The organism is Ancylobacter vacuolatus, from assembly GCF_030813595.1.
GTDB lineage: Bacteria > Pseudomonadota > Alphaproteobacteria > Rhizobiales > Xanthobacteraceae > Ancylobacter > Ancylobacter vacuolatus.
In genome coordinates this window covers 676,130-693,886 of record NZ_JAUSUH010000001.1, presented here as the reverse complement: position 1 = coordinate 693,886, position 17,757 = coordinate 676,130, and the positions used below count along the sequence as shown (strand labels likewise).

Below are 17,757 nucleotides of genomic sequence, written 5' to 3'. Positions count from 1 at the left end.
CGAGGATCTGATATGTCGCGCATTCATGCTATTGAAGACTACCGTAACTTCGGCATCATGGCCCACATTGATGCCGGCAAGACCACCACGACCGAACGGATCCTCTATTACACCGGCAAGAGCCACAAGATCGGCGAAGTCCATGATGGCGCTGCCACCATGGACTGGATGACCCAGGAGCAGGAGCGCGGCATTACGATCACGTCGGCCGCGACGACCGCTTTCTGGCATGGCAAGCGCCTGAACATCATCGACACCCCCGGCCACGTCGACTTCACCATCGAAGTCGAGCGTTCGCTGCGTGTGCTCGATGGCGCCGTCTGCGTTCTTGACGGCAACCAGGGCGTCGAGCCCCAAACCGAGACCGTCTGGCGCCAGGCCGACAAGTACAACGTCCCGCGCATCGTGTTCGTCAACAAGATGGACAAGACCGGCGCGGACTTCTTCCGCTGCGTGGAGATGATTATCGACCGCGTGGACGGCAAGCCGGTCTGCTGCCAGCTGCCCATCGGTTCGGAGATCAACTTCAAGGGCATCATTGACCTCGTCCGCATGAAGGCGGTCGTGTGGGACAATGAAGAGCTCGGCGCGAAGTATCACGACGAAGAGATCCCGGCCGAGCTGCTCGATCAGGCCATCGAATATCGCGGCAAGCTGCTCGAAGCGGCTGTCGAGCTCGACGACGACGTGCTGTCCGCCTATCTCGAAGGCGTCGAGCCTGACGAAGCCACCCTCAAGGGTCTGATCCGCAAGGCCGTCATCGGCCGCGTGTTCAACCCGGTGTTCTGCGGCTCGGCGTTCAAGAACAAGGGCGTCCAGCCCCTGCTCGACGCGGTGTGCGACTTCCTGCCGTCGCCGATCGATCGTGGCGCGATCAAGGGTATCGACTTCGACACCGAGGAAGAGACCGTTCGCAACCCGAACGATAGCGACCCGCTGTCGGTGCTCGCGTTCAAGATCATGGACGACCCCTTCGTCGGCACCATCACCTTCTGCCGCGTGTATTCGGGCAAGCTCGAAACCGGCATGGGTCTGCTGAACTCGACCCGCGACAAGAAGGAGCGCGTCGGGCGCATGCTGCTCATGCATGCGAACAACCGCGAAGACATCAAGGAAGCCTATGCCGGCGACATCGTCGCTCTGGCGGGCCTCAAGGAAGTGCGCACCGGCGATACGCTGTGCGACCCGGCCAAGCCGGTCATCCTTGAGAAGATGGAGTTCCCCGAGCCGGTCATCGAGATCGCGATTGAGCCGAAGTCCAAGGCCGACCAGGAGAAGCTGGGCCTCGCTCTGGCGAAGCTCGCGGCGGAGGATCCGTCCTTCCGCGTGTCGACCGATTTCGAGAGCGGCCAGACCATCCTCAAGGGCATGGGCGAACTGCACCTCGACATCAAGGTCGACATCCTGAAGCGCACCTACAAGGTGGATGCCAATATTGGCGCCCCCCAGGTCGCCTATCGCGAGACGATCACCCGCAAGACCGAGATCGACTACACCCACAAGAAGCAGACCGGCGGTACCGGTCAGTTCGCCCGGGTGAAGTTCGTGGTCGAGCCGAACGAAGTCGGCAAGGGCTTCTCGTTCGAGAGCAAGGTCATCGGCGGCGCGGTGCCGAAGGAGTACATTCCCGGCGTCAACAAGGGTCTGGAAAGCGTGCTCGGTTCGGGCGTGCTGGCTGGCTTCCCGGTTGTCGACGTCAAGGTCGAGCTCATCGACGGCGCCTACCACGAGGTCGACTCGTCGGCCCTGGCCTTCGAAATCGCGTCCCGTGCGGCGTTCCGTGAGGCCCTGCAGAAGGGCGGCGCGGTGCTGCTGGAGCCGATCATGAAGGTCGAAGTGGTCACCCCGGAAGACTACACCGGCTCCGTCATCGGCGATCTCAACTCCCGCCGCGGCCAGATCCAGGGCCAGGACATGCGTGGCAATGCGAACGTCGTGAATGCGATGGTTCCTCTGGCCAACATGTTCGGCTACGTCAATACGCTCCGGTCCTTCTCGCAGGGCCGCGCTACCTTCACCATGCAGTTCGACCACTACGAGCAGGTGCCGTCGAACGTCGCTCAGGAGGTTCAGGCCAAGTACGCATGATGCGGCAGGCCTGAATTTTTGAAGCGATTTCGTATCCACATCGATAAGACCGACGGAGAGCCCCGTGGCCAAAGAGAAGTTCAACCGTTCGAAGCCTCACTGCAACATCGGGACGATTGGCCATGTTGACCATGGCAAGACGTCTCTGACGGCTGCGATCACGAAGGTTCTTGCGGAGACGGGCGGCGCGACGTTCACGGCGTACGACCAGATCGACAAGGCGCCGGAAGAGAAGGCGCGCGGCATCACGATTTCGACGGCTCACGTCGAGTACGAGACGACGAACCGCCATTACGCCCACGTCGACTGCCCCGGCCACGCGGATTATGTGAAGAACATGATCACCGGTGCGGCGCAGATGGACGGCGCGATTCTGGTTGTTTCGGCGGCCGACGGCCCGATGCCGCAGACCCGCGAGCACATCCTGCTCGCCCGTCAGGTCGGCGTTCCGGCTCTGGTGGTGTTCCTGAACAAGTGCGACCAGGTCGACGACGAGGAACTGCTTGAGCTGGTCGAGCTCGAGGTTCGCGAGCTTCTGTCGAAGTACGACTTCCCGGGCGACGACATCCCGATCATCCGCGGCTCGGCGCTGGTGGCGCTGCAGAACGGCGACGCCAAGCTCGGCCACGACGCCGTGCTCGAGCTGATGAAGGCGGTCGACGCCTACATCCCGCAGCCGGAGCGTCCGGTCGACCTGCCGTTCCTGATGCCGATCGAAGACGTGTTCTCGATCTCGGGTCGCGGCACGGTGGTGACGGGTCGCGTCGAGCGCGGCATCATCAAGGTGGGCGAGGAAGTCGAGATCGTCGGCATCCGTCCGACCATCAAGACGACGGTCACGGGCGTTGAGATGTTCCGCAAGCTGCTCGACCAGGGCCAGGCCGGCGACAATGTCGGCATTCTGGTTCGCGGCACGAAGCGCGAGGACGTCGAGCGCGGCCAGGTCGTGTGCAAGCCGGGTTCGGTGAAGCCGCACACGAAGTTCAAGGCCGAGGCCTACATCCTGACGAAGGAAGAGGGTGGCCGTCACACGCCGTTCTTCACCAATTACCGTCCGCAGTTCTACTTCCGGACGACGGACGTGACGGGCATCGTGACCCTGCCGGAAGGCACGGAAATGGTGATGCCGGGCGACAACATCACGGTCGACGTGGCGCTGATCGTGCCGATCGCGATGGAAGAAAAGCTGCGCTTCGCTATCCGCGAAGGCGGCCGCACCGTCGGCGCCGGCGTCGTCGCCTCCATCATCGAGTGACATCGACAATCCCGAGGGGCGCTGGAACGCCTGCGCCCCTTTTTCGTGGAGCTCGTTACTGAGCCCGACTGACGAGCCCTCTGGGAGCCTGAAGTCAATGAACGGCCAAAATATTCGGATCCGCCTCAAGGCGTTCGATCACCGCATCCTGGATGCCTCGACGCGCGAAATCGTCTCGACGGCGAAGCGCACGGGCGCCCAGGTTCGCGGGCCCATTCCGCTTCCGACGCGGATCGAGAAGTTCACGGTCAATCGTTCTCCCCACGTGGACAAGAAGTCCCGTGAGCAGTTCGAGATGCGGACGCACAAGCGTCTGCTGGACATAGTCGACCCGACCCCCCAGACCGTGGACGCGCTGATGAAGCTCGACCTCGCTGCGGGTGTCGACGTCGAGATCAAGCTCTGAGAGAAGGCGAAGGGACACGGCCATGCGGTCAGGCGTCATCGCCCAGAAGGTCGGCATGACCCGCATCTTTAACGATGCTGGGGAACATGTTCCGGTCACTGTGCTGAAAGTCGATAATTGCCAGGTGGTTGCCCACCGTACGCTTGAGAAGAACGGCTATACCGCCGTCCAGCTCGGTGTCGGTCAGGCGAAGCCGCAGAACACCACTCGCGCTCTGCGCGGCCATTTCGCGGTCGCGAAGGTCGAGCCGAAGCGCAAGATGGCGGAATTCCGCGTCGAGGAAACCGACCTTATTCCGGTCGGTGCCGAGCTGACGGTTGATCACTTCGTGGTCGGCCAGTTTGTCGACGTGACCGGCACCTCCATCGGCAAGGGTTTTGCCGGCGGTATGAAGCGCCACAATTTCGGCGGTCTGCGCGCCACTCACGGCGTCTCGGTCTCGCATCGTTCGATCGGTTCGACCGGCGGTCGTCAGGACCCCGGCAAGACCTTCAAGAACAAGAAGATGCCTGGCCATATGGGCCACGAGACGGTGACGACCCAGAACCTGAAGGTCGTGCTCACCGATGTCGAGCGCGGTCTGATCGCGGTCGAGGGTGCGGTGCCCGGCAATAAGGGCGGCTGGATCCTGGTGGCCGACGCGGTGAAGAAGAAGCTTCCGGAAGCCGCGCCGAAGCCGGGCAAGTTCCGTCTGCCGGGCGCGGAAGCGGCCAGCGACGAGCCGGCGGCTGACGTTGCGCCGGCGACCGAGGCTGCGGCCGAGGAGAACGTGTGATGGAACTCGCCGTCAAGACTCTCGAAGGGGCCGAGGCCGGCTCCATCACCCTGTCGGACGAGATCTACGGTCTCGAGCCGCGTCAGGACATCCTGCACCGCTGCGTGGTGTGGCAGCTCTCGCGTCGCCAGGCCGGCACGCACCAGACTCTGTCGCGCGCGGACGTCAACCGCACCAAGCGGAAGATGTACAAGCAGAAGGGCACCGGCGGCGCTCGCCACGGTGCGGCTTCCGCTCCGCAGTTCCGCGGCGGCGCCAAGGCGTTCGGCCCGGTCGCCCGCAGCCATGCGAGCGAGCTGCCGAAGAAGGTCCGCGCGCTGGCCCTGCGCCACGCGCTGTCGTCCAAGGCGAAGGACCAGCAGATCATCGTCCTTGACGATGCGGTGCTGTCCGAGCCGAAGACGAAGCTGCTGAAGGAGCGTCTGGCGGGTCTTGGCCTGTCGAGCGTGCTCGTCGTGTCCGGCGCCGAGGTGGATGCCAATTTCGGCCTCGCCTCGCGCAATGTCACTCATCTCGACGTTCTGCCCGTCCAGGGCATCAACGTCTACGACATCCTGCGTCGTCAGACCCTGGTTCTGACGAAGGCGGCTGTCGACGCTCTGGAGGCGCGCTTCAAATGAGTCTCGATCCGCGCCACTACGACGTGATCGTGTCCCCGGTGATCACCGAGAAGGCCACGATGGCGTCCGAGCACAACAAGGTCGTCTTCAAGGTTGCTCTGACGGCTACCAAGCCGCAGATCAAGGAAGCGGTCGAGAAGCTCTTCGATGTGAAGGTCGAGAGCGTCAACACGCTGGTCCGCAAGGGGAAGACGAAGTTCTTCAAGGGCCGCAAGGGCGTGCAGAACGACGTGAAGAAGGCGGTCGTGACCCTCGCCGAGGGACACTCCATCGACATCACGACGGGTCTGTGAGCCGGAATTAAGGGACCAGAGACATGGCGCTCAAAACCTTCAAGCCGGTAACGCCGAGCCTTCGCCAGCTCGTCATCGTCGACCGCTCGTCCCTGTACAAGGGCAAGCCGGTCAAGACGCTGACGGAAGGCAAGTCGGAGGCGGGCGGCCGCAACAACACCGGGCGCATCACCGTGCGCTTCCGCGGCGGCGGCCACAAGCAGGCCTACCGTCTCGTCGACTTCAAGCGCGCCAAGCGCGACGTTGCGGCGACCGTGGAGCGTATCGAGTACGATCCGAACCGGACGGCCTTTATCGCCCTCATTAAGTATGAGGACGGCGAGCTCGGCTATATCCTGGCCCCGCAGCGCATTTCGGTCGGCGACCAGGTCGTCGCCTCGAAGAGCGTCGACGTGAAGCCCGGCAACGCCGCGCCGCTCGGCAACCTGCCGGTCGGCACGATCGTGCACAATGTTGAGCTGAAGATCGGCAAGGGTGGCCAGATTGCCCGCTCCGCCGGTTCCTACGCGCAGATCGTCGGCCGCGACCAGGGCTATGTGATCATCCGCCTCAATTCGGGTGAGCAGCGTCTTATTCACGGCGAGTGCATGGGTACGGTCGGCGCTGTGTCGAACCCGGACCACATGAACACCAATCTCGGCAAGGCCGGTCGTAAGCGCTGGCTCGGCCGTCGTCCGCACAATCGCGGCGTCACGATGAACCCTGTCGATCATCCGCATGGCGGCGGCGAAGGCCGCACCTCGGGTGGACGTCATCCGGTCACGCCCTGGGGTTTCCCCACCAAGGGCAAGAAGACCCGGAAGAACAAGTCGACCACCAAGTTCATCGTGTCCAGCCGGCACGCCCGCAAGAAGTGAGCGAGGGAAACTGAACTATGTCTCGATCGGTCTGGAAAGGTCCGTTCGTCGACGGCTACCTCCTCAAGAAGGCGGATGCCGCGCGCGCGTCGGGTCGACACGACGTCATCAAGATTTGGAGCCGCCGTTCCACGATCCTCCCGCAGTTTGTGGGGATCACTTTCGGCGTCTATAACGGCAATAAGCACGTCCCGGTTTCGGTTTCCGAGGACATGGTTGGCCACAAGTTCGGCGAGTTCGCGCCTACCCGTACCTATTACGGGCATGCGGCGGACAAGAAAGCCAAGCGGAAGTAGAGGCAGGGTCATGGGAAAGGCAGCTCGTCCGCGCACGCTCGCGGATACGGAAGCCAAGGCGGTTGCGCGTAACCTTCGCGTCAGCCCCCAGAAGCTCAACCTCGTCGCCGGTCTTATCCGGGGCAAGAAGGTCGCGACCGCACTGGCCGACCTTCAGTTTTCGCGCAAGCGGATCGCCGGCGACGTGAAGAAGTGCCTCGAATCGGCGATCGCCAATGCCGAGAACAATCATGAGCTCGACGTCGACGATCTGATCGTCGCCGAGGCTCATGTCGGCAAGGGCCTGGTCATGAAGCGCTTCGCCGCTCGTGCCCGTGGTCGTGCGAGCCGGATCGAGAAGCCGTTCTCGCATATCACCATCGTGGTGCGTGAAGTCGAGGAGAAGGCCTGATGGGTCAGAAGGTCAACCCGGTCGGGCTCCGGCTCGGCATCAACCGCACCTGGGACTCGCGCTGGTTCGCGAGCAAGGGCGAGTACGGCCAGCTGCTTCACGAGGACATCAAGATCCGTGAAGTGCTGCAGAAGATGCTCAAGCAGGCCGCGGTCTCCAAGATCGTGATCGAGCGTCCGCACCGCAAGTGCCGGGTGACGATCCACTCCGCCCGTCCGGGCGTGGTGATCGGCAAGAAGGGCGCAGACATCGACAAACTTCGCAAGAAGGTTGCCGAGATGACCAGCTCGGAAGTCTTCATCAACATCGTCGAGATTCGGAAGCCGGAAATCGACGCGCGCCTGGTCGCCGAATCGATCGCGCAGCAGCTTGAGCGCCGTGTGGCGTTCCGTCGCGCCATGAAGCGCGCGGTTCAGTCGGCGATGCGTTTGGGCGCGGAAGGCATTCGTATCAACTGCGCGGGCCGTCTTGGCGGCGCGGAAATCGCCCGTCTCGAATGGTATCGTGAAGGGCGTGTGCCGCTTCACACCTTGCGCGCGGACGTAGATTACGGTACGGCCACCGCCTTCACGACCTACGGCACCTGCGGTGTTAAGGTCTGGATCTTCAAGGGCGAGATCCTGGAGCACGATCCGATGGCGCAGGATAAGCGCCAGGCGGAAAGTGAATCGTCGGGTGGTCGCTCGTCGCGCCGCGACGCGGCGTGAACAGAGTGATGAAGGAATAAGAGGCGCGACATGCTGCAACCAAAGCGCACGAAGTTCCGCAAGCAGTTCAAAGGCCGTATTCACGGCGTTGCGAAAGGCGGAACTGACCTCAATTTCGGCCAGTTCGGGCTTAAGGCCCTGGAGCCGGAGCGCGTGACCGCGCGTCAGATCGAAGCCGCGCGTCGCGCGCTCACCCGTCACATGAAGCGTGCGGGCCGGGTGTGGATCCGCGTGTTTCCTGACGTGCCGGTTTCGTCGAAGCCGACCGAAGTCCGCATGGGTAAGGGTAAGGGCGCGCCCGACTATTGGGCCGCCAAGATCAAGCCCGGCCGCATCATGTTCGAGATCGATGGCGTGAGCCAGGAGCTCGCCCGTGAAGCGCTTCGGCTGGCGGCGGCGAAGCTGCCGATCAAGACGCGCTTCGTCGAGCGCATCGCTGAGTGACGGAGGAACAGATGACCAAGGCTTCCGACATTCGGACGAAGACCGCCGACGAGCTGCAGGACCAGCTGCTGGGCCTGAAGAAGGAGCAGTTCAACCTGCGCTTCCAGAAGGCGACCGGCCAGCTCGAAAACACGGCGCGGGTGCGTCAGGTCCGTCGCGACATCGCGCGGACCAAGACCATCCAGGCGCAGAAGGCCGCGTCTGCGGCCAAGGCTAAGTGAGGAGAGGGCGATGCCGAAGCGTATGCTGCAGGGCGTCGTGGTGAGCGACAAGCAGGACAAGACCGTCGTGGTCCGGGTCGAGCGCCGTTTCACCCATCCGCTGCTGAAGAAGACCGTCCGCCGTTCCAAGAAGTACCATGCCCATGATGAGGGCAACGCTTGGAAGGAAGGCGACACCGTCTGGATCGAGGAGCACCGCCCCTTGTCCAAGCTCAAGAACTGGATCGTTGTCCAGGGCGAGAAGCGGGCTGAAGTCTGAGCGCCCGGAAACGGGATTGAGGGGCGCGCGCCGGTGACGGCTGCGCGCGGTTTTTGCGAGAAATAGGTGCGTCATGATCCAGATGCAGACCAATCTCGACGTGGCGGACAATTCCGGTGCGCGTCGCGTCATGTGCATCAAGGTGCTTGGCGGTTCGAAGCGCAAGTATGCCCATGTCGGTGACATCATCGTGGTGTCGGTGAAGGAAGCTATCCCGCGCGGCCGCGTGAAAAAGGGCGACGTGATGAAGGCGGTTGTCGTTCGTACCGCCAAGGATATCCGTCGTGTCGATGGTTCTGTGATCCGCTTCGACCGCAACGCGGCCGTTCTGATCAACAACAACAAGGAGCCGGTCGGCACCCGTATCTTCGGGCCGGTTCCGCGCGAGCTTCGCGCGAAGAACCACATGAAGATCATCTCGCTGGCGCCGGAGGTGCTTTGATGGCCGCGAAGATCAAGAAGGGCGACAAGGTCGTCATTCTCACCGGCCGCGACAAGGGTCGCACGGGCGAGGTGTTTGAGGTGCTGCCGAAGGAAGGCAAGGCGCGCGTGCGCGGTGTCAACCTCGTGAAGCGGCACCAGCGGCAGACCGCGAACCAGGAAGGCGGGATCATCTCCAAGGAGGCGGCCCTCGACCTGTCGAACATCGCGATTGCCGATCCTAAGGATGGCAAGCCGACTCGCGTCGGTTTCCTTGTGCAGGCGGACGGCACCAAGGTGCGCGTCGCCAAGCGCTCGGGGGAGAAGATCGATGGCTGAGACCAGCTACAGCCCGCGGATGAAGTCGCTCTATGAGGACGTCGTTCGCAAGCAGATGATCGAGCAGTTCGGCTACAAGAACCCCATGGAAGTGCCGACGATCGACAAGATCGTCATCAACATGGGTGTTGGCGAAGCGACGGCCGACACGAAGAAGGTGACGACCGCTGCGGCGGATCTCGCGCTGATCGCCGGCCAGCGGCCGGTTGTCACCCGCGCTCGCAACGCGATCTCGAACTTCAAGCTGCGCGAGAACCAGCCGGTCGGCGCGAAGGTCACCCTTCGCAAGACCCGCATGTTCGAGTTCGTCGATCGCCTGGTCAACATCGCGCTTCCGCGCGTTCGCGACTTCCGCGGCCTGAACCCGAAGAGCTTTGACGGCCGCGGCAATTTCGCGCTCGGCATCAAGGAGCATATCGTGTTCCCCGAGATCAACTACGACAAGGTTGATCAGATGTGGGGCATGGACATCATCGTCTGCACGACGGCGAAGACGGACGACGAGGCGCGCGCGCTTCTGAAGGCCTTCAACTTCCCGTTCCGTCAGTAAGCATCCCCTTCCGGCTGTGGGGCGGGAGCCTCAAACGCGGAGACTAGGAGCAAGATCATATGGCCAAGAAGAGCTCGGTCGAGAAGAACGAACACCGTCGCAAGCTCGTGAAGAGCTATGCCGGCCGGCGTTCGCGTCTCAAGGCCCTGGTGAGCAACAAGGAACTGCCGATCGAGGAGCGCTTCGCTGCGGTTCTCAAGCTGGCGGAACTGCCGCGCAACTCGGCGAAGGTGCGTATCCGCAACCGGTGCGAGATCACCGGGCGCCCGCGCGCTTACTATCGCAAGATGAAGATGAGCCGTATCGCGCTTCGCGAGCTCGGTTCGCAGGGCCAGATTCCTGGCCTCGTCAAGTCGAGCTGGTGAGGAGGGTCGATCCATGTCCACGACTGATCCGATCGGCGATCTGATTACCCGCATCCGCAACGCGCAGATGCGCCGTAAGGAAAAGATCCTCACGCCGGGCTCGCGTCTGCGCGCCAGCGTGCTGGAAGTCCTGACGGCTGAGGGCTTCATCCGCGGCTATTCGGCTTCCGAGCCGGTCAATGGCCGCACCGAGTTCGAGATCGAACTCAAGTACTATGACGGCGAGCCGGTGATCCGCGAAATCTCGCGTGTCTCCAAGCCGGGTCGGCGGGTGTATTCGTCCGTCAAGACCCTTCCCCGCGTCGCCAACGGCCTTGGCGTCGCTGTCGTCTCCACGCCGCAGGGCGTGATGGCGGACCACGAAGCCCGCGATAAGAACGTGGGCGGCGAGGTCCTCTTCACGGTCTTCTGATCGGGGAGGAGAGAGAGCACATGTCCAAGATCGGTAAAGCCCCCATCACCATTCCGGCCGGCGTCACGGCGTCGATCAATGGTCAGACGGTGTCGGTCAAGGGACCCAAGGGGTCGCTTGAAACCACTGTTGTCGACGAGATCGCGGTGAAGATGGAGGACGGGGCGATCCTGTTCTCCCTCAACGGCGAGACCAACCGCCACAAGGCGATGTGGGGCCTGTCCCGCACGCTGGTGGCGAACCTGGTCGAAGGCGTCACCAAGGGCTTCGAGAAGAAGCTGGAAATCAGCGGCGTCGGTTATCGCGCGGCCGTGCAGGGCAAGAGCCTCAGCCTGGCGCTTGGCTTCAGCCACGATGTGAACTATGCGATCCCGGAAGGGATCCAGATCGTGACCCCGAAGCCGACCGAAATCGTCATCAGCGGCATCGACCGGCAGAAGGTCGGTCAGGTCGCTGCCGAGATTCGCGACTATCGCGGTCCCGAGCCCTACAAGGGCAAGGGCGTGAAGTACGCGGGTGAGTTCATCTTCCGCAAGGAAGGCAAGAAGAAGTAACGGACCCGAACCATGGCACAGTACAAGGACGCTACCGAGCGCCGCAAGGCGCGTGTCCGTCGTGCTCTCCGCACGACGGCGAACGGGCGGCCGCGCCTCTCGGTGCATCGCTCGTCGAAGCACATCTATGCGCAGATCATCGACGACGCGCGCGGCGTGACGATTGCGTCCGCTTCGACGCTCGAGAAGACCCTGCGGGAAAGCCTGAAGACCGGCGCGGATGTCGCCGCGGCTCAGGCGATCGGCAAGCTCGTGGCGGAACGCGCCGTCGCAGCCGGTGTGAAGGACGTGGTCTTCGACCGCGGCGCCTTCATCTATCACGGCCGCGTCAAGGCGCTCGCCGAGTCCGCCCGTGAGGGCGGTCTCAACTTCTGAGATCACGAGCGGGATCACCCCGCAGAACGACGAGGATAAGATCATGGCTCGTGAACGTGAGCGTGAACGCGAGGATCGCGACAACACGTTCGTGGACAAGCTGGTCCACATCAACCGTGTCGCGAAGGTTGTGAAGGGTGGCCGTCGCTTCGGCTTCGCCGCCCTGGTGGTTGTGGGCGACCAGAAGGGCCGCGTCGGCTTCGGTCACGGCAAGGCGCGTGAAGTGCCGGAAGCCATCCGCAAGGCGACGGAAGCCGCCAAGCGCGCGCTGATCCGCGTGCCGCTGCGCGAAGGCCGCACCCTGCATCATGACGTGCATGGCCATCATGGCGCCGGCAAGGTCATTCTGCGCGCGGCTCCGGCCGGTACCGGCATCATCGCCGGCGGCCCGATGCGCGCCGTCTTCGAGACGCTGGGCATGCAGGACGTGGTGGCGAAGTCGTTCGGCTCGTCCAACCCGTACAACATGGTCCGCGCGACCTTCGATGCGCTGAAGAACCAGGACAGCCCGCGCCTTGTCGCGGCGCGTCGCAGCCTCAAGGTCTCGCAGCTTCAGTCGCGCCGTCGCATCGACGACGCCGAAGCGACCGACTGACGCCTGAGTGGTAGGGAAGCTAATCATGGCGAACAGCACCAACACGGTTACGGTCGAACAGACCGGCAGCCCGATCCGCCGCCCCGAGGCTCAGCGGGCGACGCTGATCGGTCTCGGCCTCAACAAGCTTGGGCGTCGCTCGACGCTCGAAGATACCCCGGCCGTGCGTGGCATGATCTACAAGGTCCGCCACCTCGTCCGCGTCGTCGAAGCCTGACGGCGCAGAAGGAGACTGGCGATGAGCAGCCTTAACGAGATCAAGGACAATTCCGGCGCGCGCAAGAAGCGCATGCGCGTCGGCCGCGGCATCGGCTCGGGCAAGGGCAAGACCGGCGGACGTGGCGTGAAGGGTCAGACCTCGCGTACCGGCGTCGCGATCAAGGGCTTCGAGGGCGGCCAGATGCCGATCCATCGTCGCCTGCCCAAGCGCGGCTTCACCAACATCTTCGCGCTGGACTGGAACGAGGTTTCTCTCGGCCGCGTCCAGACCGCGATCGATGCCGGCAAGCTGGACGCTTCGGCTGTCGTGACGCAGGCGGTGCTGGTCGAGGCGGGCGTTCTGCGTCGCGCCAAGGACGGCGTGCGCGTGCTCGGCTCCGGCGAGCTGACGGCCAAGGTCACCTTCGAGGTCGCCCATGCGACCAAGTCGGCGATCGAAGCGATCGAGAAGGCCGGCGGCACGGTGACGCTGCTGGTGTCCAAGACCGACGCTGGCGAAACGGCGGCCTGACGCTTACGTCAGGCCTAACCGACTTTACAGGGCGCAGACGAGGAGCGGAGCCACCATGGCCTCGGCAGCAGAACAGCTCGCGGCAAACCTCAATTTCGGTGCTCTGGCAAAAGCCGACGAACTGAAGAAGCGCATCTGGTTCACCCTGGGTGCGCTTCTCGTTTATCGGCTGGGCACCTATATCCCGATGCCCGGGATCAATCCCGACGCGCTGGCTGACGTTTTCAGCACGGCGCAGCAGGGCATTATCGGGCTCTTCAACATGTTCTCGGGCGGCGCGGTTTCGCGCATGGCGATCTTCGCCCTGAACATCATGCCCTACATCTCGGCCTCCATCATCATTCAGCTGCTGACCACCGTCTCGCCGACGCTGGAAGCGCTGAAGAAGGAAGGCGAGTCGGGCCGCAAGATGATCAACCAGTACACGCGGTACCTGACCGTGGTGCTCGCGGTCTTCCAGTCCTACGGCATCGCCGTCGGCCTTGAAGGGTCCGGCGCCGTCGTGTCGGATCCCGGCTGGTTCTTCCGTATCTCGACGGTCGTCACGCTCACTGGCGGCACCATGTTCCTGATGTGGCTTGGCGAGCAGATCACCTCGCGCGGCATCGGCAACGGCATCTCGCTGATCATCTTCGCCGGTATCGTGGCGGAGCTGCCGGCAGCGATCGCCAACACGCTGGAACTCGGCCGTCAGGGCGCGCTGTCCACCGGCATCATCCTCGCGGTGATCCTGATGGCCATCGGCATCATCATGTTCATCGTGTTCATGGAGCGGGCGCAGCGCCGGCTGCTGATCCAGTATCCCAAGCGCCAGGTCGGCAACAAGGTGTATGAGGGCCAGTCCTCGCATCTGCCGCTGAAGCTGAACACTTCGGGCGTCATCCCGCCGATCTTCGCTTCCTCGCTGCTGCTCATTCCCACTACGGTGGCGAGCTTCATGCAGAGCTCGGGCCCGGGCTGGCTAACGACGGTGACGACTCTGATCGGGCACGGACAGCCGCTGTTCATGCTGCTCTATGTGCTGCTGATCGTGTTCTTCTGCTTCTTCTACACGGCCATCGTGTTCAATCCGACGGAGACGGCGGACAATCTGAAGAAACATGGCGGCTTCGTGCCGGGCATCCGCCCGGGTGAGCGCACCGCCGAGTATATCGACTATGTGCTGACTCGCATCACGGTCATTGGTGCGGCTTACCTAGCGGTCGTGTGCCTCTTCCCGGAGATTCTCATCTCCTACGCCGCAGTCCCGTTCTATTTCGGCGGCACCTCGCTGCTGATCGTGGTGAGCGTGACGATGGATACGGTGGCCCAGGTTCAGGGTCATCTGTTGGCGCACCAATATGAGGGGCTGGTCAAGAAGGCCAAGCTCAAGGGGAAGCGCCGATGAGGCTTATACTGCTCGGACCTCCGGGGGCGGGGAAGGGCACGCAGGCGCAGCGTCTGGTCGCGCGCCACGAGATCGTGCAGCTTTCGACCGGCGACATGCTGCGCGAAGCCGTTCGCAACGAAACGCCGATTGGCCTCAAGGCCAAGGCGGTGATGGATGCCGGCAACCTCGTCTCCGACGAGATCGTGATCGGCATCATCTCCGACCGCATCGACCAGCAGGACTGCGCCAAGGGGTTCATCCTCGACGGCTTCCCGCGCACGGTCGCGCAGGCCGAGGCGCTGGACCGGATCCTGGCGGAGAAGGGCCTCAAGCTTGACGCGGTGATCGAGCTGAAGGTCGACCAGGACAAGCTGGTCGACCGCATCATCCAGCGCGCCCGCGAAACCGCCGCACGCGGCGAGCCGGTGCGCAAGGATGATGACCCGGAGGTGTTCAAGACGCGCCTCGAGGCCTTCAACCGGGATACCGCCGTGGTCGCGCCCTATTATGCGCAGCGCGGCATGCTGGCGACCATCGACGGGATGAAGCCCATCGACGAGGTGACGAAGGCCATCGCGGACGTCCTCGATCTGGCCTGAGGACTCGCTGCGGCTTGACATGTGGGCGGAATCGCTCTATGTGCCGCGCTTCACTCAAGCGGGTGCCGCCAATCGACATCAATTCGCTGATGTCGGGCGGCCTCGTGCGTATCTCCGCAAGGGCCGGCCTCCACCGGCGCGGGGCATTTTCATCACCGGTTCGTCCGGTTCACATGGAGAGAGCGACGTGGCTCGTATTGCAGGCGTTAACATCCCGACCAACAAGCGCGTCATCATCGCGCTTCAGTACATTCACGGCATCGGCGCGAAGAACGCTGCCGACATCGTGGAGAAGGTCGGCATCCCGGTCGAGCGCCGGGTCAACCAGCTCACCGACCAGGAAGTCCTGCAGATCCGCGAGACCATCGACCGCGACTATCTGGTCGAGGGCGACCTGCGCCGTGAAGTCTCGATGAACATCAAGCGCCTGATGGACCTCGGCTGCTACCGCGGCCTGCGTCATCGTCGTGGCCTGCCGGTCCGCGGTCAGCGTACCCACACGAATGCCCGTACCCGCAAGGGTCCTGCCAAGGCGATCGCCGGCAAGAAGAAGTGAGGAGGGCGGGCTGAGGCCCGCTTTTCAGCGCCGGCGCCGCGGGCGGCCGGCGCATTCGTTACGTTTACTGTCCCGAGCGCCTGGAATGACGGGCGCGTTCGAAGGATCCAAGGTCTATGGCTAAAGAAGCTGCCCGCATCAAGCGTCGTGAGCGCAAGAACATCGCCTCCGGCGTCGCGCATGTGAATGCGTCGTTCAACAACACCATGATCACCATCACCGACGCGCAGGGCAACACCATTGCCTGGTCGTCGGCGGGCGCCATGGGCTTCAAGGGTTCGCGCAAGTCCACGCCGTATGCGGCGCAGGTGGCTGCCGAGGATTGCGCCCGCAAGGCCGCCGATCACGGCATGCGTACCATCGAGGTCGAGGTCTCGGGTCCCGGGTCCGGCCGCGAGTCGGCGCTTCGTGCCTTCCAGGCGGCGGGCTTCACCGTGACGTCGATCCGCGACGTGACGCCGATCCCGCACAATGGCTGCCGTCCGCGCAAGCGTCGGCGCGTCTGACGCCTAATCATCCAGCGGCGCTTCGGGCGCCGCAGGGGCCGCTGCAGTCGGCCTTCCCCCTCCCGCCGGGACCGGGGTGGAAGGTGCCGGGCAGGGAGTCCGGGGCACCGTCGAAACCAAGGGTGACGTCGTGATTCAAAAGAACTGGCAAGAGCTGATCAAGCCCGAGAAGCTTGAAGTCGTGCTCGGCAGCGACCCGAAGCGCCTGGCGACTGTGGTCGCCGAGCCTCTGGAGCGCGGCTTCGGGCAGACGCTCGGCAATGCGCTGCGCCGCATCCTGCTGTCGTCGCTTCAGGGCGCGGCGGTGACGTCCGTGCATATTGACGGGGTGCTGCACGAGTTCTCGTCGATCCCGGGCGTGCGCGAGGACGTCACCGATATCGTCCTCAACATCAAGGACATCGCCATCAAGATGGCGGGCGATGGCCCCAAGCGCATGGTCGTGAAGAAGCAGGGGCCGGGTGTCGTCACCGCCGGCGATATCCAGACCGTGGGCGACGTGCAGGTGCTGAACCCCGAGCTCGTGCTGTGCACGCTCGACGACGGCGCCGAGATCCGCATGGAGTTCACCGTCGACACCGGCAAGGGCTACATTGCGGCCGACCGCAACCGGCCGGAAGACGCGCCGATCGGCCTGATCCCGGTCGATAGCCTCTATTCGCCGGTCAAGAAGGTCTCCTACAAGGTCGAGAACACCCGCGAGGGTCAGATCCTCGATTATGACAAGCTGACGCTGACCATCGAGACCAATGGCTCTGTCGGCCCCGAGGATGCGCTGGCCTATGCCGCGCGCATCCTGCAGGACCAGTTCGAGATCTTCGTCAACTTCGAGGAGCCCAAGCGCGAGACGGAAAGCCCTGTCATGCAGGAGCTGCCCTTCAACCCCGCGCTCCTCAAGAAGGTGGACGAGCTGGAGTTGTCGGTCCGTTCGGCCAACTGCTTGAAGAACGACAACATCGTCTATATCGGCGACCTGATCCAGAAGACCGAGGCGGAGATGCTCCGTACCCCGAACTTCGGCCGCAAGTCGCTGAACGAGATCAAGGAAGTTCTCGCCAGCATGGGCCTGCACCTCGGCATGGAAGTGCCGGGCTGGCCGCCGGAGAACATCGAGGATCTCGCCAAGCGGTTCGAAGATCACTATTGAGCATTGAGCGCGGCGTTCGAGCCGTCACCCGTATCTCCCGGCTCGAAAGCCGCCGCATTTAGGATTTTTGCCATGAACCACGGCAAGACGTATCGTAAGTTCAACCGCACCGCCGAGCACCGCAAGGCCATGTTCGCCAACATGTGCCAGGCGCTCATCACCCATGAGCAGATCATGACCACCCTGCCGAAGGCGAAGGATCTTCGCCCGGTGGTGGAGAAGCTGATCACCCTCGGCAAGCGCGGCGGCCTGCATGCCCGTCGCCAGGCGATCGCCGAAGTGCGCGATGTCGCCGTCGTGCGCAAGCTGTTCGACGTGATCGGCCCGCGCTACAAGGAGCGCAATGGCGGCTACACCCGCATCATCAAGGCGGGCTTCCGCCACGGTGATTCGGCCGCGATTGCCGTGATCGAGCTGGTCGATCGCGACGAATCGGCCAAGGGCGCCGCTGACATCGCCCGTCACGAGGCCGCCAAGGCCGAGGAAGCCGCCGCCGCGTGAGCGGGACGGTAGGTCGACTGTCAAATGGCGGATCGGGGCGGCTTTGCCGCCCCTTTTCTTTTGGCTGGTGCCTTTGCGTGCGAGGCTAGGTCGCGGCGGCCCTTTCTCCGCCGCAGGGCGGGGATTA

Annotated in this window: 29 protein-coding genes; all 29 read left to right on the top strand. The window is 63.6% G+C overall.

All coding sequences use genetic code 11. The features are described 5' to 3' along the window. The first annotated feature begins 12 nt into the window (after nucleotides 1-12). Nucleotides 13-2,088: an elongation factor G gene (gene fusA / locus J2S76_RS03370; protein ID WP_307057481.1), complete on the top strand. Its 2,076-nt coding sequence runs from the start codon at nucleotides 13-15 to the stop codon at nucleotides 2,086-2,088. A gap of 64 nt (nucleotides 2,089-2,152) precedes the next feature. Next, nucleotides 2,153-3,343: an elongation factor Tu gene (gene tuf / locus J2S76_RS03365; protein WP_018390586.1), complete on the top strand. Its 1,191-nt coding sequence runs from the start codon at nucleotides 2,153-2,155 to the stop codon at nucleotides 3,341-3,343. 97 nt (nucleotides 3,344-3,440) lie between these two features. Beyond that, entirely contained in the window at nucleotides 3,441-3,749 is a 309-nt protein-coding gene (rpsJ, locus tag J2S76_RS03360; RefSeq protein ID WP_013166261.1) for a 30S ribosomal protein S10, read from the top strand. A 22-nt stretch (nucleotides 3,750-3,771) separates the two neighbouring features. Further along, nucleotides 3,772-4,524, top strand: a complete 753-nt coding sequence (gene rplC / locus J2S76_RS03355; protein ID WP_018390600.1) for a 50S ribosomal protein L3 — start codon at nucleotides 3,772-3,774, stop codon at nucleotides 4,522-4,524. Continuing rightward, nucleotides 4,524-5,144: a 50S ribosomal protein L4 gene (rplD, locus tag J2S76_RS03350; protein WP_307057479.1), complete on the top strand. Its 621-nt coding sequence runs from the start codon at nucleotides 4,524-4,526 to the stop codon at nucleotides 5,142-5,144. Before rplC ends, rplD begins: the two co-directional genes overlap by 1 nt. Then, nucleotides 5,141-5,437: a 50S ribosomal protein L23 gene (locus J2S76_RS03345; protein WP_018390602.1), complete on the top strand. Its 297-nt coding sequence runs from the start codon at nucleotides 5,141-5,143 to the stop codon at nucleotides 5,435-5,437. The genes rplD and J2S76_RS03345 overlap by 4 nt, the downstream gene beginning before the upstream one ends. Before the next feature lie 23 nt (nucleotides 5,438-5,460). Next, complete coding sequence (gene rplB, locus J2S76_RS03340; RefSeq protein WP_018390603.1) at nucleotides 5,461-6,294, top strand: 50S ribosomal protein L2; 834 nt, start codon at nucleotides 5,461-5,463, stop codon at nucleotides 6,292-6,294. A 17-nt stretch (nucleotides 6,295-6,311) separates the two neighbouring features. Next, the gene (gene rpsS, locus J2S76_RS03335) at nucleotides 6,312-6,590 is read left to right on the top strand and encodes a 30S ribosomal protein S19 (protein WP_018390604.1); all 279 of its coding nucleotides are present in this window, start codon (nucleotides 6,312-6,314) and stop codon (nucleotides 6,588-6,590) included. A gap of 10 nt (nucleotides 6,591-6,600) precedes the next feature. After that, nucleotides 6,601-6,981, top strand: a complete 381-nt coding sequence (gene rplV / locus J2S76_RS03330) for a 50S ribosomal protein L22 (RefSeq protein WP_018390605.1) — start codon at nucleotides 6,601-6,603, stop codon at nucleotides 6,979-6,981. Next, nucleotides 6,981-7,688, top strand: a complete 708-nt coding sequence (rpsC, locus tag J2S76_RS03325) for a 30S ribosomal protein S3 (RefSeq protein ID WP_307057477.1) — start codon at nucleotides 6,981-6,983, stop codon at nucleotides 7,686-7,688. Before rplV ends, rpsC begins: the two co-directional genes overlap by 1 nt. Before the next feature lie 30 nt (nucleotides 7,689-7,718). Next, nucleotides 7,719-8,132 (top strand): 50S ribosomal protein L16, encoded by a 414-nt coding sequence (gene rplP / locus J2S76_RS03320; RefSeq protein WP_307057475.1) that lies wholly within the window; start codon nucleotides 7,719-7,721, stop codon nucleotides 8,130-8,132. Between the two features lie 11 nt (nucleotides 8,133-8,143). After that, a complete protein-coding gene (gene rpmC, locus J2S76_RS03315; protein WP_018390608.1) occupies nucleotides 8,144-8,353 on the top strand; it encodes a 50S ribosomal protein L29 in 210 nt (69 codons plus the stop codon). Between the two features lie 10 nt (nucleotides 8,354-8,363). Then, entirely contained in the window at nucleotides 8,364-8,612 is a 249-nt protein-coding gene (gene rpsQ, locus J2S76_RS03310; RefSeq protein ID WP_018390609.1) for a 30S ribosomal protein S17, read from the top strand. Nucleotides 8,613-8,685: 73 nt separating this feature from the next. Further along, nucleotides 8,686-9,054, top strand: a complete 369-nt coding sequence (gene rplN / locus J2S76_RS03305; protein ID WP_018390610.1) for a 50S ribosomal protein L14 — start codon at nucleotides 8,686-8,688, stop codon at nucleotides 9,052-9,054. Further along, nucleotides 9,054-9,371 (top strand): 50S ribosomal protein L24, encoded by a 318-nt coding sequence (gene rplX / locus J2S76_RS03300; protein WP_018390611.1) that lies wholly within the window; start codon nucleotides 9,054-9,056, stop codon nucleotides 9,369-9,371. Before rplN ends, rplX begins: the two co-directional genes overlap by 1 nt. Beyond that, nucleotides 9,364-9,921 carry a 50S ribosomal protein L5 gene (gene rplE / locus J2S76_RS03295; protein WP_018390612.1) on the top strand — a complete coding sequence of 186 codons (558 nt, stop codon included), beginning with the start codon at nucleotides 9,364-9,366 and terminating at the stop codon, nucleotides 9,919-9,921. The genes rplX and rplE overlap by 8 nt, the downstream gene beginning before the upstream one ends. Before the next feature lie 59 nt (nucleotides 9,922-9,980). Continuing rightward, nucleotides 9,981-10,286 (top strand): 30S ribosomal protein S14, encoded by a 306-nt coding sequence (rpsN, locus tag J2S76_RS03290; protein ID WP_018390613.1) that lies wholly within the window; start codon nucleotides 9,981-9,983, stop codon nucleotides 10,284-10,286. A 13-nt stretch (nucleotides 10,287-10,299) separates the two neighbouring features. Beyond that, entirely contained in the window at nucleotides 10,300-10,698 is a 399-nt protein-coding gene (gene rpsH, locus J2S76_RS03285) for a 30S ribosomal protein S8 (RefSeq protein ID WP_018390614.1), read from the top strand. 20 nt (nucleotides 10,699-10,718) lie between these two features. Next, nucleotides 10,719-11,252: a 50S ribosomal protein L6 gene (rplF, locus tag J2S76_RS03280; protein WP_018390615.1), complete on the top strand. Its 534-nt coding sequence runs from the start codon at nucleotides 10,719-10,721 to the stop codon at nucleotides 11,250-11,252. 12 nt (nucleotides 11,253-11,264) lie between these two features. Then, a complete protein-coding gene (rplR, locus tag J2S76_RS03275) occupies nucleotides 11,265-11,627 on the top strand; it encodes a 50S ribosomal protein L18 (RefSeq protein WP_307057469.1) in 363 nt (120 codons plus the stop codon). A 43-nt stretch (nucleotides 11,628-11,670) separates the two neighbouring features. Then, nucleotides 11,671-12,222, top strand: a complete 552-nt coding sequence (gene rpsE / locus J2S76_RS03270; protein WP_018390617.1) for a 30S ribosomal protein S5 — start codon at nucleotides 11,671-11,673, stop codon at nucleotides 12,220-12,222. Nucleotides 12,223-12,247: 25 nt separating this feature from the next. Continuing rightward, nucleotides 12,248-12,439, top strand: coding sequence for a 50S ribosomal protein L30 (gene rpmD / locus J2S76_RS03265; RefSeq protein WP_018390618.1), 192 nt, complete (start codon nucleotides 12,248-12,250; stop codon nucleotides 12,437-12,439). Between the two features lie 21 nt (nucleotides 12,440-12,460). Next, complete coding sequence (rplO, locus tag J2S76_RS03260; RefSeq protein ID WP_307057466.1) at nucleotides 12,461-12,952, top strand: 50S ribosomal protein L15; 492 nt, start codon at nucleotides 12,461-12,463, stop codon at nucleotides 12,950-12,952. Between the two features lie 55 nt (nucleotides 12,953-13,007). Continuing rightward, complete coding sequence (gene secY / locus J2S76_RS03255) at nucleotides 13,008-14,339, top strand: preprotein translocase subunit SecY (protein WP_018390620.1); 1,332 nt, start codon at nucleotides 13,008-13,010, stop codon at nucleotides 14,337-14,339. Continuing rightward, nucleotides 14,336-14,920, top strand: a complete 585-nt coding sequence (locus J2S76_RS03250) for an adenylate kinase (protein WP_307057463.1) — start codon at nucleotides 14,336-14,338, stop codon at nucleotides 14,918-14,920. Before secY ends, J2S76_RS03250 begins: the two co-directional genes overlap by 4 nt. A gap of 187 nt (nucleotides 14,921-15,107) precedes the next feature. Continuing rightward, complete coding sequence (rpsM, locus tag J2S76_RS03245; RefSeq protein ID WP_018390622.1) at nucleotides 15,108-15,476, top strand: 30S ribosomal protein S13; 369 nt, start codon at nucleotides 15,108-15,110, stop codon at nucleotides 15,474-15,476. A 116-nt stretch (nucleotides 15,477-15,592) separates the two neighbouring features. After that, nucleotides 15,593-15,982 (top strand): 30S ribosomal protein S11, encoded by a 390-nt coding sequence (gene rpsK, locus J2S76_RS03240; RefSeq protein ID WP_018390623.1) that lies wholly within the window; start codon nucleotides 15,593-15,595, stop codon nucleotides 15,980-15,982. A 76-nt stretch (nucleotides 15,983-16,058) separates the two neighbouring features. Continuing rightward, a complete protein-coding gene (locus tag J2S76_RS03235; protein ID WP_198291146.1) occupies nucleotides 16,059-17,129 on the top strand; it encodes a DNA-directed RNA polymerase subunit alpha in 1,071 nt (356 codons plus the stop codon). Nucleotides 17,130-17,201: 72 nt separating this feature from the next. Continuing rightward, nucleotides 17,202-17,630 carry a 50S ribosomal protein L17 gene (gene rplQ / locus J2S76_RS03230; RefSeq protein ID WP_018390625.1) on the top strand — a complete coding sequence of 143 codons (429 nt, stop codon included), beginning with the start codon at nucleotides 17,202-17,204 and terminating at the stop codon, nucleotides 17,628-17,630. Nucleotides 17,631-17,757: the final 127 nt, after the last annotated feature.

Bases quoted from the DNA above. Each gene is read 5' to 3' on its own strand.
- fusA (WP_307057481.1), top strand. From the start codon at position 13: ATGTCGCGCATTCATGCTATTGAAGACTACCGTAACTTCGGCATCATG.
- rpsJ (WP_013166261.1), top strand. From the start codon at position 3,441: ATGAACGGCCAAAATATTCGGATCCGCCTCAAGGCGTTCGATCACCGC.
- rplC (WP_018390600.1), top strand. From the start codon at position 3,772: ATGCGGTCAGGCGTCATCGCCCAGAAGGTCGGCATGACCCGCATCTTT.
- rplD (WP_307057479.1), top strand. From the start codon at position 4,524: ATGGAACTCGCCGTCAAGACTCTCGAAGGGGCCGAGGCCGGCTCCATC.
- J2S76_RS03345 (WP_018390602.1), top strand. From the start codon at position 5,141: ATGAGTCTCGATCCGCGCCACTACGACGTGATCGTGTCCCCGGTGATC.
- rplB (WP_018390603.1), top strand. From the start codon at position 5,461: ATGGCGCTCAAAACCTTCAAGCCGGTAACGCCGAGCCTTCGCCAGCTC.
- rpsS (WP_018390604.1), top strand. From the start codon at position 6,312: ATGTCTCGATCGGTCTGGAAAGGTCCGTTCGTCGACGGCTACCTCCTC.
- rplV (WP_018390605.1), top strand. From the start codon at position 6,601: ATGGGAAAGGCAGCTCGTCCGCGCACGCTCGCGGATACGGAAGCCAAG.
- rpsC (WP_307057477.1), top strand. From the start codon at position 6,981: ATGGGTCAGAAGGTCAACCCGGTCGGGCTCCGGCTCGGCATCAACCGC.
- rplP (WP_307057475.1), top strand. From the start codon at position 7,719: ATGCTGCAACCAAAGCGCACGAAGTTCCGCAAGCAGTTCAAAGGCCGT.
- rpmC (WP_018390608.1), top strand. From the start codon at position 8,144: ATGACCAAGGCTTCCGACATTCGGACGAAGACCGCCGACGAGCTGCAG.
- rpsQ (WP_018390609.1), top strand. From the start codon at position 8,364: ATGCCGAAGCGTATGCTGCAGGGCGTCGTGGTGAGCGACAAGCAGGAC.
- rplN (WP_018390610.1), top strand. From the start codon at position 8,686: ATGATCCAGATGCAGACCAATCTCGACGTGGCGGACAATTCCGGTGCG.
- rplX (WP_018390611.1), top strand. From the start codon at position 9,054: ATGGCCGCGAAGATCAAGAAGGGCGACAAGGTCGTCATTCTCACCGGC.
- rplE (WP_018390612.1), top strand. From the start codon at position 9,364: ATGGCTGAGACCAGCTACAGCCCGCGGATGAAGTCGCTCTATGAGGAC.
- rpsN (WP_018390613.1), top strand. From the start codon at position 9,981: ATGGCCAAGAAGAGCTCGGTCGAGAAGAACGAACACCGTCGCAAGCTC.
- rpsH (WP_018390614.1), top strand. From the start codon at position 10,300: ATGTCCACGACTGATCCGATCGGCGATCTGATTACCCGCATCCGCAAC.
- rplF (WP_018390615.1), top strand. From the start codon at position 10,719: ATGTCCAAGATCGGTAAAGCCCCCATCACCATTCCGGCCGGCGTCACG.
- rplR (WP_307057469.1), top strand. From the start codon at position 11,265: ATGGCACAGTACAAGGACGCTACCGAGCGCCGCAAGGCGCGTGTCCGT.
- rpsE (WP_018390617.1), top strand. From the start codon at position 11,671: ATGGCTCGTGAACGTGAGCGTGAACGCGAGGATCGCGACAACACGTTC.
- rpmD (WP_018390618.1), top strand. From the start codon at position 12,248: ATGGCGAACAGCACCAACACGGTTACGGTCGAACAGACCGGCAGCCCG.
- rplO (WP_307057466.1), top strand. From the start codon at position 12,461: ATGAGCAGCCTTAACGAGATCAAGGACAATTCCGGCGCGCGCAAGAAG.
- secY (WP_018390620.1), top strand. From the start codon at position 13,008: ATGGCCTCGGCAGCAGAACAGCTCGCGGCAAACCTCAATTTCGGTGCT.
- J2S76_RS03250 (WP_307057463.1), top strand. From the start codon at position 14,336: ATGAGGCTTATACTGCTCGGACCTCCGGGGGCGGGGAAGGGCACGCAG.
- rpsK (WP_018390623.1), top strand. From the start codon at position 15,593: ATGGCTAAAGAAGCTGCCCGCATCAAGCGTCGTGAGCGCAAGAACATC.
- rplQ (WP_018390625.1), top strand. From the start codon at position 17,202: ATGAACCACGGCAAGACGTATCGTAAGTTCAACCGCACCGCCGAGCAC.